The organism is Oryzihumus sp. JJN4-3R, from assembly GCF_057747915.1.
On sequence record NZ_CM173229.1, the window covers coordinates 3,777,585 to 3,792,258 of the forward strand.

Sequence of the window (14,674 nt, forward strand, 5' to 3'; positions counted from 1 at the left end):
CCGGTATGCCGGCCGGCCGCCTCCCGGCCGACCTCACCGCCGCGAGGCGGTCACGTTCCCGCGACCTACGTGGGGCGGCCTCGGACCTCGACGCGCAGCCAGGCGAACGCGTGCTGGTCCTCCGCCGTGAGGTCTGACGGGCCGCGGACACTGTCGTCCGGGAGGAACCTCACGCTCGTGCCCGAACCCCTCGCGGGACTCACCTCAGCAAGCTCCCCGTCGGGGACGCCGTGGCGGTAGGTCTGCGACCACGCCCCGTCGGCGCGATGGTTCTCGTGGACGAGGACCCGGCTGAGCGCTGCCACCGTCGAGATCCCGCGCCGCGGCAGCCCGTCGGGGAGCACAGGGCCGTCCACGGCGTTGAAGAACCTCACGTCCCTGGTGGCCATCACCGGCTTGCGGACCACGGTGCCGTCGGTGTCCACGCGCGTGTCGGTGCCGCGCCCGTCATCAGCGACCGTGACCGTCCCGTCGTCCTCGGTCGTCACGACGGCGGTCCCCACCCGCCCGATCGACTCGGCCTCGTCGTTCGCGTAGGCAAGCACCTCGAGGGTCATGTGCCGCCGGCCACCGGCAGCGAAGTGATCGGCGCGGTCCCGGACCTGCGCCAGGTGCTCGCTGTCGAGGTCCTTCGACCAGTCGTGGGTGGTGACGGCCCACCCCGCTCGCTCGCTCGTCACAGGCCGTAGTTCTCCAGGAAGCGCAACCAGATCTCGCTCATCGTCGGGAACGAGGGCACGGCGTGCCACAACGTGTCCAGCGGGACCTTGCCGACCACCGCGATGGTCGCCGCGTGGGCCATCTCGGCCGTGTCCTGCCCGACGAAGGTCACGCCCACGAGCACCCGCTCGGCCTCGTCGACGACGAACTGCGCGAAGCCCTCGTAGTCGTCGGCCTGAAGCCCGGCACCGGAGGCGGCCCGCATCTTGATGTTGACCACCTTCACGTCGATCCCGCGCTCGCGGGCCTCGGCCTCGGTCAGGCCGACCGAGGAGACCTCGGGGTCGGTGAAGACCACCTGCGGGGCGCCCAGGTGGTCGGCCCAGGCGCGCATGCCCGGCCCGTCGGTGGCCTTGCCGGCCCCGCGCGCGGCGACCACGTCGCCGGCCACGCGGGCCTGGTACTTGCCCATGTGGGTGAGCAGGTTGCGCCCGGTGACGTCGCCCGCGGCATACAGCCAGCCGCCCGGCACGGAGGTGACCTCCATGGACTCGTCGACCTCGACGTAGCCCGCGCGGGTCAGCGAGACGCCGAGCTCCTCCAGCCCGATGCCGGCCGTGTTGGGGGTGCGCCCGATCGCGCACAGCAGCTCGTCGCCGGCCACGCTCGTGCCGTCCGACAGGCTCAACGTCACCTCGCCGCCGGGCGCCGGGCGCGAGACCGACTCGGCGGTGACCCCGAGCCGGATGTCCACGCCCTCGCGCGCCAGCGACGCCGCGACCAGCCCGGAGGCGAACGGCTCCGAGCGCACGAGCAGCCGGTCCTCGCGCTGGATGAGCGTCACCTGGGAGCCGAGCGCGCTGTAGACCTGGGCCATCTCGCAGCCCACGACGCCGCCGCCGAGGACCACCAGCCGCTCGGGCACGGTGGGGGAGGTGGTCGCCTCGATGTTGGTCCACGGCTTGGCGTCGCGCAGGCCGGGGATGTCGGGCACGGTCGGGGACGTGCCGGTCGCCAGGATGACCGCGACCCTCGCCCGGTAGGTCCGGCCGTCGACCTGCACCTGGCGCTCGCCGACGAGCCGCCCGGTGCCCCGGACCAGGTCGATGCCCGCCGAGTCCAGCCACTCCACGGCGCCGCTGTCGTCCAGGTCGGAGATCCAGTAGTCGCGCCGGGCCATCACCTCCGCGGGCACGATCCGCGCCCCGGTCACACCGCGCACCCGCTGGGCCGCGTGGGCGGCGTGGATCGGGCGCAGCAGCGCCTTGCTGGGGGAGCAGGCATAGAAGCTGCACTCCCCGCCGACCAGCCGTCGCTCGACGACCATCACCTTCAGCCCGGTGCGCCCGGCCCGGTCGGCAGCGTTCTCCCCGACCGCCCCCGCGCCGACCACGACCACGTCATACGTCTCGTCCATGGCAGCACTCATGGGCTGACGCTAGCCGCGTCGCGCCGCCGCGTCTCCCCATGAGTCGGGCGCGGCCACCGGCACGACCACCCGCCCACCGCACCGCGCGTTTCAACCGCGCGTTTCAGCAGATGGAAGACGTGTGGATACCATGGCCTGTCCTCTCGGCTCCGGGCCGAGCCTTCCTGATGCCCACACCCTTGGAGTTACCCGCAGTGAAGAGCGCCGTCGAGACCCTCAACCCGACCCGGGTCAAGCTGACCGTCGAGGTCCCCTTCGAGGAGCTCAAGCCGAGCCTCGACGCGGCATACAAGACGATCGCGTCGCAGATCTCCGTCCCCGGCTTCCGCGCCGGCAAGGTCCCGGCCCGGATCATCGACCAGCGCGTCGGCCGCGGCGCCGTGCTCCAGGAGGCCGTCAACGACGCCCTGCCGAAGTTCTACGGCCAGGCCGTCGAGGAGAACAAGGTCCGCCCGCTCGGCCAGCCCGAGCTGGACGTGACCGAGGTCCCGGCCGAGGAGGGCCAGGAGCTGAAGTTCACGATCGAGGTCGACGTCCGTCCCGAGATCGAGCTGCCCGACTACGACGGCCTGGCCATCGAGGTCGACGAGGTCGCCGCCTCCGACGAGGACGTCGAGGAGCGCCTGACCACGCTGCGCCAGCGCTTCGGCACCCTCACCGGTGTCGACCGCGAGGCCCAGACCGGTGACTTCGTCTCCATCGACCTCACCGCCACCATCGGCGAGGAGGAGATCGACGCGGTCAAGGGCATCTCCTACGAGATCGGCTCGGGCAACATGCTCGACGGCCTCGACGAGGCCCTGGTCGGCATGAAGGCCGAGGAGACCAAGACCTTCACCGCCCCGCTCGCCGGTGGCGACCACGAGGGTGAGGACTCCGAGATCACCGTGACCATCCAGTCGGTCAAGGAGCGTGTCCTGCCCGAGCTCGACGACGACTTCGCCCAGCTCGCCTCCGAGTTCGACACGCTCGAGGAGCTCAAGGCCGACGTCACCGCCCAGGCCGAGCGCGCCAAGAAGTTCGAGCAGGGCGTCCAGGCCCGCGACAAGGTCCTCGACCACCTGCTCGAGGTCACCGAGATCCCCGTCCCCGACGCCCTCGTCGAGGCCGAGGTCCACAGCCACCTCGAGAACGAGAACCGCCTCGAGGACGACGAGCACCGCGCCGAGGTCCAGGAGAGCGCCCGCAAGGCCCTGCGCGCCCAGTTCCTCCTCGACGCCATCGTCGAGAAGGAGGAGGTCAGCGTCGGCCAGCCCGAGCTGATCGAGTACCTCGTCATGTCCGCGTCGCAGTACGGCATGGACCCCAACGAGTTCGCCAAGGCCGTCGATGAGGCCGGCCAGATCCCGGCCATGGTTGCCGAGGTCGCCCGCCGCAAGGCCCTGGCCACGGTCCTGGAGAAGGCCGCCGTCAAGGACACCGCCGGCAACGAGGTCGACCTCAACGAGCTCAACGTCGAGCTGGCCGACACCACCGGCGAGGCCATCGAGGACCACTCGGGTCACGACCACGCCTGACTCGGCGACGGTCGCCTGACCGACACCGCACCACCGCGTATGCCGCGGCCGGGCTCCCGGTCGCGGCATACGCGCGTCCGGGGCCGGCAGGGGTCCGCGGCCCGGGCGGGTGGCTCAGTCCAGGTCGCGGCGGCGGAAGCCTTCGATGCCGAGCACCATCAGCGCAACTCCGACGACGGTCAGCCAGAGCAGGGGCGTCGCGGTGAACGCGCCGCCGGGCAGCCTCGGGGTGTGGGCGAACGGGGCGAGGTCCATGACCCGCTGGTCCAGCTCGAAGAGCGGGCCCAGCTCGCCGATGAGCAGGAACGCCACGAGCAACCCCCAGGCGGCCGCGACCAACCGCGGCAGCAGGCCGAACGCGGCGACGGCGATGCCGACCATGACCAGCACCGCCGGCAGGTGGACCAGCGCCGCCAGGAACAGCCGGCCGACCTGGCCGTAGTCGCCCAGTGAGCCGGCCGCCGACAGGCCCATGGTGAGCCCGACCACCGCGAGCAGCCAGAGCGAGCCGAGGACGGCGACCACGACCTGGCTGAGCACCCACCGACGCCGGGTCAGGGCGGTCGCCAGCAGCGGCTCGGCGTGCAGCGACTCCTCCTCGGCGTGCAGCCGCAGGATCGTGGAGATGCCGAACACCGAGACGAGGATGGCGATCACGGCGAGCTCGGTGCCGAAGAAGGCGTCGACCAAACCGGACTGCCCCCCGAGCTTGACGATGAAGTCGCGGGCGCCGGGGGAGTCCAGGAAGGACTGGACGCTGTCGGCGAGGCTGCCGACGATCGTGCCCATGATCGCGAACCCCGCGGTCCAGGCCAGGAGGGACCCGCGCTGCAGCCGCAGGGCCAGGCCGAACGGCCCGGCGAGCCAGCGGGTCGCCTCCGGCCGGCCGGAGCGGTCGGCGAACAGCCCGGCCCCGAGGTCGCGCCGGGCGGCCAGGCCGTAGGCGCCGACGACGGCCAGGGCGCTGAAGGCCAGGCCGAGCAGGAACACCCACCAGCGGACCCCGGCATACGGGCGCACCTGCTGGGCCCAGCCAACGGGCGAGAGCCACGAGGCCCACTGCGGGCCGTGGGCGTCGGAGACGTCGCCGATGGCGCGCAGCAGGTAGGTCGCGCCGAGCACCGCGGCCGTGAGCCCGGTGGCCGCGCGGGCGCCCGCGGTGAGCTGCGCCATGACGGCGGCGACGGCGGCGAACGAGACGCCGGTGAGTGCCCAGGACAGCCCGAACGCCAGGGAACCGGTCACGGGCAGGCCGGCCATGACCAGGCTCAGCCCGGTGAGCACTCCGAGCACGACGGCGGTGCCGATGGTGACGACCAGCGCGGCGGTCAGGGCCGCGAGGCGGCCGACGACGCCGGCGCCGAGCAGCTCCAGGCGACCGGCCTCCTCCTCGGCGCGGCTGTGGCGCACCAGCAGGACCATCGTGAGCACCGCGACGAGCGCCGCGCCCATGGCGTTGACCTTGAACATGGCGACGGCACCGGCTGAGTCGATGTCGAGCACCTTGCCGTAGAGGGCCACCATGGCCGGGTTGCCGTTGATCGTCGCGCCGATCTGGCGGCGGGAGACGATGTCGGGATAGAGGGTCAGGGTGCTCGAGGCGGTGCTGCCGGCCAGCACCACGAAGACGGCCAGCCACACCGGGACGAGCACGCGGTCGCGGCGCAGGGCCAGCCGCACCAGCGGCCAGGTGCCGGTGAACCGCCCGCCGGCCGACGGGGTCGCGGCCGGGCGGGCGGCCCGCAGGGCGCCCCGGGCGCCCGCGCCGGTGGACGTGCCGGCGCTCATCGTGGCCCGCCCCGGCCGGCCGGGACGCCGTTGCCGTTGGCGGCGAGCTCGTCGCTGTAGTGCCGCAGGAACAGCTCCTCCAGGGTCGGCGGCTGGCTGACCAGGCTGCGGATGCCGGCCTCGGACAGGCGGCGCAGGACCGCGTCGAGGTGGTCGGAGTCGACCTGCGCGACGACCCTGGCCGCGACCCGGGCCCCGTCGCCGGGCTCGACGTGCAGGTCGTGCAGGCCGGGCAGCGACTCCAGCCCGGCCGGGACGCGGGCGAGCTCGGCGGTCACCGACGTCCGGGTGAGGTGGCGCAGCTCCTCCAGCGTCCCGCTCTCGGCGACCCGCCCGTGCCGGATGATGCTCACCCGGTCGGACAGGGCCTCGGCCTCGGCGAGGATGTGGCTGGACAGCAGGACGGTCCGGCCGCGGTCGCGCTCCTCGCTGATGCACTGGCGGAACACCTCCTCCATCAGCGGGTCCAGCCCTGCGGTGGGCTCGTCCAGCAGGAGCAGCTCGACGTCGGAGGCCAGGGCGGCCACGAGGGCCACCTTCTGCCGGTTCCCCTTGGAGTAGGCCCGGCCTTTCTTGCCGGGGTCGAGCTCGAAGCGCTCGAGCAGCTGGGCGCGCCGCTGCGGGTCGAGCGTGCCGCGCAGCCGGCCGAGCAGGTCGATCACCTCACCGCCGGTGAGGTTCGGCCACAGCGAGACGTCGCCGGGCACGTAGGCCAGCCGCCGGTGCAGCGAGGCCACGTCGCGCCAGGGGTCGCCCCCGAGGAGGCGCACCTCGCCGGCGTCGGCACGCAGGAGCCCCAGCAGCACCCGCAGGGTCGTGGTCTTGCCGGCGCCGTTGGGGCCGAGGAAGCCGTGCACCTCGCCGCGGCGCACCTGCAGGTCGAGCCCGTCGAGGGCGCGCGTGGTGCCGAAGGTCTTGACCAGACCGGAGACCTCTATCGCCAGATCCATGCCTGTGACGCTACTCTGCGTTCATAAATCTGTGAAGATTCGAAATCTCAAGGTTCGACTCGGGAGGTGTGCCCGTGGCCGAGGGCCAGGACGCGCGGCTGCGCCAGTTCGTCGAGGACTTCGCCTCGACCCTGGTCACCGCCGGTGTGCCCCGGATGCCGGCGCGGGTGTTCAGCGCCCTGCTGGTCAGCGACTCCGGCCGGCTGACCGCCGCCGAGCTCTCGGAGCGGCTGCAGGTCAGCGCTGCGGCGGTCTCCGGCGCGATCCAGTACCTCGAGACGGTGCACCTGGCCCGGCGCACCCGCGAGCCGGGCTCGCGCCGCGACCAGTACGTCGTCGAGCACGACGTCTGGTACCGCGTCACGATGGACCAGGACGCCCTGCTCGGCCGGTGGGTCGAGCAGCTGGACACCGGCATGGCCCTGGTCGGGCGCGACTCCGAGGTGGGCGCCCGGCTGGCGGAGACCCAGGAGTTCTTCAGCTTCCTGCGTGAGGAGATGACCCAGCTCATCAACCGCTGGGAGGAGCGCAAGCGGCTCCGGAGCACGGCCTCCTGAGCCGGGCGCGACGTGCCGGCCGCGGCCGGTCCGCCGTGCAGCCTTGTGCGCTCACGGCGAACAGCGCGCCCACACGGGATTCACCGGGCAGGGCCGGGCGTTAGGGTCATCGCAAGGATGCACAGGACACGCACCACCCGCGCTACAGATGGAGACACGGTGAGCCACAGCAGCGAGGTCGTCGCCGCAGCCAACGGTCAGATGGCCGGCCTGGACGACCACATCTACAACCGTCTGCTCAAGGAGCGGATCATCTTCCTCGGCTCCGAGGTGCGCGACGACAACGCCAACGCGATCTGCGCGCAGCTCCTCCTGCTGGCCGCCGAGGACCCCGAGGCCGACATCTGGCTCTACATCAACAGCCCCGGCGGCTCGGTGACCGCCGGCATGGCCATCTTCGACACCATGCAGTGGGTCCCCAACGACGTCGCCACCGTGGCGATGGGCCTGGCCGCCAGCATGGGGCAGTTCCTGCTCAGCGCCGGCGCCCGCGGCAAGCGCTTTGCCACCCCGCACGCCCGCGTGATGATGCACCAGCCCTCCGGCGGCATCGGCGGCACCGCCTCGGACATCAAGATCCAGGCCGAGCAGATGCTGCACATCAAGAAGCAGATGGCCGGTCTCATCGCCGAGCACACCGGCCAGAGCGTGGACCAGATCGAGAAGGACTCCGACCGCGACCGCTGGTTCACCGCGGAGGAGGCCAAGGACTACGGCTTCGTCGACCACGTCTACACCCACGCCGGCCAGGCACCGGGTGGCGGCGGCACCGCGAGCTGAACCACCCGCCATACCCACGCCTGATATTGGAGCAACAGCAATGACCCAGAACCCGTATGGCGGCCTGCACGTCCCGCAGATGGGCGGTGGCCTGCACGCCCCCGGCCCGAGCAGCCGTTACATCCTGCCGCAGTTCGAGGAGCGCACCTCCTACGGCATGAAGCGGCTCGACCCCTACACCAAGCTCTTCGAGGACCGCATCATCTTCCTCGGCGTGCAGGTGGACGACGCCTCGGCCGACGACATCATGGCGCAGCTGGTCGTCCTGGAGTCCCAGGACCCCGACCGCGACATCATCATGTACATCAACAGCCCCGGCGGATCGTTCACGGCGCTGACGGCGATCTACGACACGATGCAGTACATCCGCCCCGACATCCAGACGTTCGTCCTGGGTCAGGCGGCGTCGGCGGCGGCCGTGCTGCTCGCGGCCGGTGCCCCGGGCAAGCGCTACGCCCTGCCCAACGCCCGCGTCCTGATCCACCAGCCGGCCATGGCCGGCGGCGACTACGGCCAGGCCAGCGACATCGAGATCCAGGCCAACGAGGTGCTGCGCATGCGCACCTGGCTGGAGGAGACGCTGGCCAAGCACACCGGCCGCAGCGTCGAGCAGATCGAGACCGACATCGAGCGCGACAAGATCCTCACGGCCGACATGGCCAAGGACTACGGCATCGTCGACGAGGTCCTCGCCAGCCGCAAGGCCTCGCTGCAGGCCTGAGCGTCGCCCTCCGGGAGACCCTGACGGTCCCCGGTCCCCGGCAGGTATGCCGTGGGGCCGGGGACCGTTCGCATCCGTCCCGTCGCAGGTGGCCGGGCTCCCGCAGGGGTGGGGTGGGCGCGCGGCCGGAGACCACCCGGCATACCGTGGCCACGGTGAAGACCGTCCCTGTCCACCTTGTCCGCTGTTGGCGGACAAGCCGTGACGGACGGGCGACACCGGCGTCTAATGAGACGTGGACGGGACCTCGCGAGGTACCGTCATCCATCACCGCAAGCAGCACCAGACGTGGTAATCACCTGACAGGAAGGACCGCCCCGTGGCACGCATCGGAGACGGTGGCGATCTCTTGAAGTGCTCCTTCTGCGGCAAGAGCCAGAAGCAGGTCAAGAAGCTGATCGCGGGCCCCGGGGTCTACATCTGCGACGAGTGCATCGACCTGTGCAACGAGATCATCGAGGAGGAGCTCGCCGAGTCCTCCGAGCTGGGCCTGGACGAGCTGCCCAAGCCGCGCGAGATCTTCGAGTTCCTCGAGCAGTACGTCGTCGGCCAGGACGTGGCCAAGAAGGCCCTCGCGGTGGCGGTCTACAACCACTACAAGCGGATCCAGGCCGGCGAGACCGCCAAGAAGGGTGACGACGCGGTCGACATCGCCAAGTCCAACATCCTGCTCATCGGGCCGACCGGCTGCGGCAAGACCTACCTCGCGCAGACCCTGGCCCGGATGCTCAACGTCCCGTTCGCGATCGCCGACGCCACGGCGCTGACCGAGGCCGGCTATGTCGGCGAGGACGTCGAGAACATCCTGCTCAAGCTGATCCAGGCGGCCGACTACGACGTCAAGAAGGCCGAGACCGGGATCATCTACATCGACGAGGTCGACAAGATCGCCCGCAAGAGCGAGAACCCCTCGATCACGCGCGACGTCTCCGGCGAGGGCGTGCAGCAGGCGCTGCTGAAGATCCTCGAGGGCACGACGGCCTCGGTGCCGCCGCAGGGTGGGCGCAAGCACCCGCACCAGGAGTTCATCCAGATCGACACGACCAACGTGCTGTTCATTGTCGGCGGGGCGTTCGCCGGCCTGGAGAAGCTCATCGAGTCGCGCTCGGGCAAGAAGGGGCTGGGCTTCGGCTCCCAGCTGCACACGGCCAAGGACGCCGGCGAGAGCTACGGCGACGTGATGCCCGAGGACCTGATGAAGTTCGGGCTCATCCCCGAGTTCATCGGCCGCCTGCCGGTCATCACGACGGTCTCGCCGCTGGACCGTGACGCCCTGGTGCGCATCCTCACCGAGCCGCGCAACGCCCTCGTCAAGCAGTACCGCCGGATGTTCGACATCGACGGGGTCGAGCTGGAGTTCACCGACGACGCCATCGAGGCGGTCGCCGAGCAGGCGCTGCTGCGCGGCACCGGCGCCCGCGGCCTGCGGGCGATCATGGAGGAGGTGCTCCTGCCGGTGATGTTCGACGTGCCCAGCGACGACGACATCGCCCGCGTCGTGGTCACCCGCGAGGTCGTGCTCGACAACGTCAACCCGACGATCGTGCGGCGGGAGGAGCCGGCCCAGCGACCCAAGCGCGCACCCCGCAAGGAGTCGGCCTGAGCGCAGGGGGCTCCATTCCCCTTACATGGACGAGGCCCGGGAAGCTGTTGCTTCCCGGGCCTCGCCGTTTCCCCCTGCGTCAGTGGCGGTTCAGCGCTTCTCGCAGGCGATGCCATCCTTGTCACGGTCGCTCTTGCGGTTCGCCGCGTAGACCGCGTCGTTGCGGGTGAAGGTCGTGACGGGCTTGCCGCTCGTCTTGTCGTGGGCGCTGCGTCGGCCCACGCCGTGCTTGTAGACCTTGTTCAGCGCGGTGCAGTTCTTGTATGTCGTCGCGTGGGTCGAGGTGAGCGTGACCTGCGTGGACGGTGCCGTCATCCCGGCGAACACCACCAGTGCGGCCAGGAACATGTTGGCGACGTGGTTCACGAGCTCCCCCAGCGGACAGACTGCGGGGACGTTGGCCCCCCGCCGCTCCCGACGGTAACCCCGGCTCGAGAGGCCACCTCGCGGACTTGACCAAGTCCATACCTTCAGGCGTCGTGCTTGACCGCGGCGTTGCCCGAGGCGGTCGCCCGGCGCCCGGTCCGGCGTAGGAGCAGCGCCCCGACGGCCACGAGCGCCAGCGCTGCCCCGGTGAGCGCCGCCTGCCCGGCCGGGTGCACCGCGAGGGCGAGGCGCGCGAGCCCCCAGACGAGCACCGTGGCCGTGGCCACGGCGGCGGTCCATCGCAGCCACCGGGTGAGCAGGGGGGTGGGCAGCCCGGCCGCCGGCGGGGCGGTGGCGCCCAGGGCGCCGGCAGCGTGGAACACCAGGACCGAGCCGGCCGCGAGCAGCGCCCAGACCGACCCCGACTCCGGGACCCGGCTGAGCCAGAACCAGCCGAGGATGCCCAGGACGACCAGACCGAGGTGGGAGTCCGGCTCGACCGCCGCACCGAGGGAGAACGCCAGCACCAGCAGCGCGATGGTGGTCGACCAGGTGGCGCCCGCGGCATGGGCCAGGACGAGCACCAGCTGGGGACTGAGCGCCACGACGAGCCGCAGGCCGGTCTGGGCGCGGCTGAGGTCGGCCAGCTCGTCCAGGGCGGCGCGCCAGGCGGCGGGCAGCGACGGGGTCATCGCCGCACCATCCGCGGGGCCCCGGCGCGGCGCGTGATGTCGCTCAGCACCTGGTCCAGGCTGCCCGGACCCCGCCAGGTGACCACCGGGATCCCGGCCGCCTGCACGCGCTGCAGCTCCCGCCGCCGCTCCAGCAACCGGATCCGCCAGGCCAGGGCCACCAGCGGGTCCTGCCCGTCACCGGCGACCAGGCCCTCGGGCAGGGTGTCCACGACGATGACGGTCAGCCCCCGGCGGGCGAGGGTGACGCCGTGGCCCAGCGCGACCGGCGAGATCAGCGGCGAGAGCAGCACGACCACGGTCCCGGCGGGCACGCCGAGCAGGACCCGGCGCGGGTCGTCGTGCAGGTCGCTGGCCACCTCGATGGCGGCGAGGGCGTCCAGGACCCGGCGCAGTTGGTTCTTGCCGGTGGCCGGCGGGACCCGCGTGCTCGAAGCCGAGCCGAGGACCCGCAGGCTGACCCGGTCCCCCCGGTGCAGGTAGTGCTCCGCCATCGCGCCGGCGGCCCGCACCGCCGTGTCGAGGCTGCTCGAGGCGCCCTCGAGGCCCTCGCTGCGGCCGAGGTCGTGGACCGCGTCGACGACCAGCAGCACGTGGCTGTCCTGGTCGGCCCAGGTCGAGGTGACGTGCAGCGTGCCGGTGCGCTGGGACACCGGCCAGTGGATGCGGCGCAGCCTGTCCCCGACCTGGAAGGGGCGGATGCTCGCGAACTCCGTGCCCTCCCCGGGCCGGGCGGAGCGGTTGAGGCCGACCAGCCCGCTGGGGTGCGGCATCGGTGCCGTGGCGTCGAAGGCCGCCGGCGACGGCAGCGTGGTGAGCGCCAGCGGCTCCACGTCGTGGGGCCCCCAGCGGTAGGCCCCCCAGGTGCTGCCGGCGACCACGACGGCCGGGCCGACGGTGCGCCTGCCCCAGCGGGTCGAGCGGACCGCGACCTCCAGCGACAGCCCGGCCGGGGACGGCAGCCAGGCCACCGCCGTGCCCGATGGCGGGTCGGTCTGGAGGTGGTCCCGACGCGACATCCGCGCCGCCGCCACCGCCAGCCCGGGGACGGCCTCCACCAGGACCGTCCACCGGGTCGCCTGCCCCTCGCGCAGCACAGGTGGGCCCAGGCGTGCCGTGACCCCGGGCGCGCGGGCCGGGCGCGACAGCAGGGACCAGGCGGCCACCACCAGCAGCGGCGTCGCGAGCACCAGCAGGTCCGGGCGGCGGAACCAGACGGCGAGCAGCGCCAGCCCCGACCCGGCCACCGAGGCACGCACGTGCGCGCCGGTGGGTCGCCAGGACCGGGGCGGGGCGGTGGTGGTCACCTCAGCGGACCCGTTCGGCCTCGCGAGCCGACGGCGTGGCCACGGTCGCCAGCACGCTGCTCACGACGCTGGCTCCGGAGGCGTTGCTCATCCACAGCTCGGGCTTGATGGTGACCCGGTGCGCCAGCACCGGCTCGGCCACGGCCTTGACGTCCTCGGGGGTGACGTAGTCGCGGCCGTGCACCACGGCATACCCGCGGGCGGAGAGCATGAGGGCCAGCGCGCCGCGGGGGGAGGAGCCGACGAGGACGTGGCGGTGGGTGCGCGTCGCGGCGGCGAGGGCGACGCAGTAGTGGTGGATGCTGTCGTCGACGGTGACCGTCTCCACGGCCGCCTGCATCGCCCGGAGCCCGGCCGCGTCGGTGACGGCGCGCAGGGTCTGCTCCTCGCGGCCGCGGGCCACCCGGCGGCGCAGCACCTGGGCCTCCTCCTCGGCGGTGGGGTAGCCGAAGCTGACCCGCATCAGGAAGCGGTCGAGCTGTGCCTCCGGGAGGGGGTAGGTGCCTTCGTACTCCACGGGGTTGGCCGTCGCCAGGACGTGGAACGGGGCCTCGAGCAGGAAGGTCTGGCCCTCGACCGTGACTTGGCGCTCCTGCATCGCCTCCAGCAGCGCGGCCTGGGTCTTGGGCGGGGTCCGGTTGATCTCGTCGGCCAGCAGCAGGCCGGTGAACAGCGGGCCCTGGCGGAAGACGAAGTCGCCCTCGCGCTGGTCGAAGACGAACGACCCGGTCAGGTCGCCCGGCAGCAGGTCCGGGGTGAACTGGGCCCGGGTGAAGTCCAGCCCGAGGGTCTGGGCGAACGACCGGGCGGCGAGCGTCTTGCCCAGGCCGGGGAAGTCCTCGAGCAGCACGTGGCCGCCGGCGAGCACCGCGCTGAGGACGAGGGTCAGGGCGTCGCGCTTGCCGACGACGGCGGTCTCCACCTCGTCGAGGATCGCGCCGGCGAGCCGGGAGGTGGTGGGCAGGTCGGGCGTGGTCACAGCGCCTCGATTCGGGTCAGGATCGTGGACAGGTAGCGGGGGTTGGAGCTCCCGGGCGCGGAGGGGGTGTCGAGGAACCGGACCAGCTCCTCGCCGAGCAGCTGCCGCGCCGCGGCGGGATGCTCGTGCCGGTCGACGCCGTAGCGGGTGTCGAGGCGGTCGTCGACGAGCTCGACCAGGAGGGGATGCAGCTCGCGGGCGAAGGTCTCCGGGTGCTCGGGGTCCTGCAGCTGGTGCAGGATCCGGCGGACGCGGACGTCGTCGCCGCGGACCCGGTGGTAGGGCTCGTAGCCGGCGTGCCAGGACACCAGCTCGGCGGCGGCCATGAGGTCCGCCATGAGCCAGCACAGGGTGGCCACGCCCAGCACCGCCCCGGCCAGGACCACCGGGCGGGGCTGCGAGCCGAGCAGTGCCGCGGCGACGCAGATCACCGCCCAGACGATGGCCGCGGTCCCGAAACGCTTGAGCCACAGGCGATCCAGCCGGATCGTCCTCACGACGCCACCCCAGGCCCGGAGCTGACCACGTCGGCCCGGCGGGACAGCTGCTCGTGCAGGGTGGTCACCGCCTCGACCGCTCGCTCGCGGGCGTCCTCACCCAGGACGTGCGCGGAGAAGCGGGCCTCGCGGTAGAGGGCCGCGAGCGTCACGATGGCCGACCGGTCGACGGTGTAGCTCTCCAGCACCCGCCTGGTGAGCTCCGCCGCGGTCTCGGCCGGGTCGCGGGGGAGCCCGGCAGCCTCCGCCGACTCCTCCAGGGCCAGCCAGCAGGCGACGATGGCGTTGCGGGGGGAGCCCTCGGCCAGGGCGTCCCGCTGCCGGGAGACGGTGGCGGTCAGGGCCTCGGCGAGGTCGGGGACGGGCTCGAGTCCGGTCGGTCGGGGCGCCACCTCGCGGGTGCGGACCCTGTCGCGCCACCACTGCCACAGCGCCCACAGCAGCAGCAGCCCCAGGACCACCACCGCGACCAGGACCGCCGTCGCCAGCAGCTGCCAGACGGTGTCGAGCGGGTGCGCGCCGGCCTGCCGGGTGGGGGTCGCGGTCGGGGTGGACGTGGGGGAGGGGGCCGGGGGCGGGACCGGGCGGGCCCGCGGCAGGCCGGCGGTCGGCACCCTCAGCGCCGACACCGACCCCGCGGCGGACACCCACACCAGGAGGGCGAGGCCGAGCGCCACGCTCCCCACGGCCACTCCCCGCGTGCGGTCCATGCGGCGCACGCTACAACTCATCGGGCGGTTCGCCCGGGACCGTTGTCATTCCGCAACCCGGGGGGCGGATGACAGTACGGACGACGGCCCGACCACCCGTGCACCGCCACCCGGTTTG

At 72.5% G+C, this 14,674-nt stretch carries 15 protein-coding genes; 5 read left to right on the forward strand and 10 right to left on the reverse strand.

Annotated elements, in window-relative coordinates; genetic code table 11:
* Nucleotides 1–65: 65 nt before the first annotated feature.
* A complete protein-coding gene (locus AC3ANM_RS18035; RefSeq protein ID WP_488285790.1) occupies nt 66–680 on the reverse strand; it encodes an ATP-binding protein in 615 nt (204 codons plus the stop codon).
* Nucleotides 677–2,089, reverse strand: coding sequence for a dihydrolipoyl dehydrogenase family protein (locus AC3ANM_RS18040; RefSeq protein WP_488285791.1), 1,413 nt, complete (start codon nt 2,087–2,089; stop codon nt 677–679). Before AC3ANM_RS18040 ends, AC3ANM_RS18035 begins: the two co-directional genes overlap by 4 nt.
* Before the next feature lie 194 nt (nt 2,090–2,283).
* Between AC3ANM_RS18040 and tig the strand changes: the two genes are divergently transcribed.
* Nucleotides 2,284–3,606, forward strand: a complete 1,323-nt coding sequence (gene tig, locus AC3ANM_RS18045; protein WP_488285792.1) for a trigger factor — start codon at nt 2,284–2,286, stop codon at nt 3,604–3,606.
* 114 nt (nt 3,607–3,720) lie between these two features.
* Here tig and AC3ANM_RS18050 read toward each other — a convergent pair whose 3' ends face one another.
* Entirely contained in the window at nt 3,721–5,394 is a 1,674-nt protein-coding gene (locus AC3ANM_RS18050) for an ABC transporter permease (RefSeq protein ID WP_488285793.1), read from the reverse strand.
* A complete protein-coding gene (locus AC3ANM_RS18055) occupies nt 5,391–6,344 on the reverse strand; it encodes an ABC transporter ATP-binding protein (protein WP_488285794.1) in 954 nt (317 codons plus the stop codon). The genes AC3ANM_RS18050 and AC3ANM_RS18055 overlap by 4 nt, the downstream gene beginning before the upstream one ends.
* A gap of 74 nt (nt 6,345–6,418) precedes the next feature.
* Between AC3ANM_RS18055 and AC3ANM_RS18060 the strand changes: the two genes are divergently transcribed.
* The 4 genes from AC3ANM_RS18060 (at nt 6,419) to clpX (ending at nt 10,005) form a co-directional block, all read left to right on the forward strand.
* Nucleotides 6,419–6,901 carry a GbsR/MarR family transcriptional regulator gene (locus AC3ANM_RS18060; protein ID WP_488285795.1) on the forward strand — a complete coding sequence of 161 codons (483 nt, stop codon included), beginning with the start codon at nt 6,419–6,421 and terminating at the stop codon, nt 6,899–6,901.
* 201 nt (nt 6,902–7,102) lie between these two features.
* On the forward strand, nt 7,103–7,681 hold the full coding sequence (locus AC3ANM_RS18065; RefSeq protein ID WP_488287977.1) for an ATP-dependent Clp protease proteolytic subunit: 579 nt from the start codon (nt 7,103–7,105) through the stop codon (nt 7,679–7,681).
* Nucleotides 7,682–7,721: 40 nt separating this feature from the next.
* Nucleotides 7,722–8,402, forward strand: a complete 681-nt coding sequence (locus tag AC3ANM_RS18070) for an ATP-dependent Clp protease proteolytic subunit (protein WP_488285796.1) — start codon at nt 7,722–7,724, stop codon at nt 8,400–8,402.
* 319 nt (nt 8,403–8,721) lie between these two features.
* The gene (gene clpX, locus AC3ANM_RS18075) at nt 8,722–10,005 is read left to right on the forward strand and encodes an ATP-dependent Clp protease ATP-binding subunit ClpX (protein WP_488285797.1); all 1,284 of its coding nucleotides are present in this window, start codon (nt 8,722–8,724) and stop codon (nt 10,003–10,005) included.
* 90 nt (nt 10,006–10,095) lie between these two features.
* Here the strand turns inward: clpX and AC3ANM_RS18080 are convergent, their stop codons facing one another.
* From AC3ANM_RS18080 to AC3ANM_RS18105, 6 genes are all read right to left on the reverse strand, one after another.
* Nucleotides 10,096–10,371, reverse strand: a complete 276-nt coding sequence (locus AC3ANM_RS18080) for an excalibur calcium-binding domain-containing protein (protein ID WP_488285798.1) — start codon at nt 10,369–10,371, stop codon at nt 10,096–10,098.
* A gap of 104 nt (nt 10,372–10,475) precedes the next feature.
* Complete coding sequence (locus tag AC3ANM_RS18085; RefSeq protein ID WP_488285799.1) at nt 10,476–11,063, reverse strand: hypothetical protein; 588 nt, start codon at nt 11,061–11,063, stop codon at nt 10,476–10,478.
* Entirely contained in the window at nt 11,060–12,370 is a 1,311-nt protein-coding gene (locus AC3ANM_RS18090; RefSeq protein ID WP_488285800.1) for a DUF58 domain-containing protein, read from the reverse strand. The genes AC3ANM_RS18085 and AC3ANM_RS18090 overlap by 4 nt, the downstream gene beginning before the upstream one ends.
* Nucleotide 12,371: 1 nt before the next feature.
* Nucleotides 12,372–13,349: an AAA family ATPase gene (locus tag AC3ANM_RS18095; RefSeq protein ID WP_488285801.1), complete on the reverse strand. Its 978-nt coding sequence runs from the start codon at nt 13,347–13,349 to the stop codon at nt 12,372–12,374.
* A complete protein-coding gene (locus tag AC3ANM_RS18100) occupies nt 13,346–13,846 on the reverse strand; it encodes a hypothetical protein (RefSeq protein WP_488285802.1) in 501 nt (166 codons plus the stop codon). Before AC3ANM_RS18100 ends, AC3ANM_RS18095 begins: the two co-directional genes overlap by 4 nt.
* A complete protein-coding gene (locus AC3ANM_RS18105; RefSeq protein WP_488285803.1) occupies nt 13,843–14,556 on the reverse strand; it encodes a DUF4129 domain-containing protein in 714 nt (237 codons plus the stop codon). Before AC3ANM_RS18105 ends, AC3ANM_RS18100 begins: the two co-directional genes overlap by 4 nt.
* Nucleotides 14,557–14,674 lie beyond the last annotated feature (118 nt).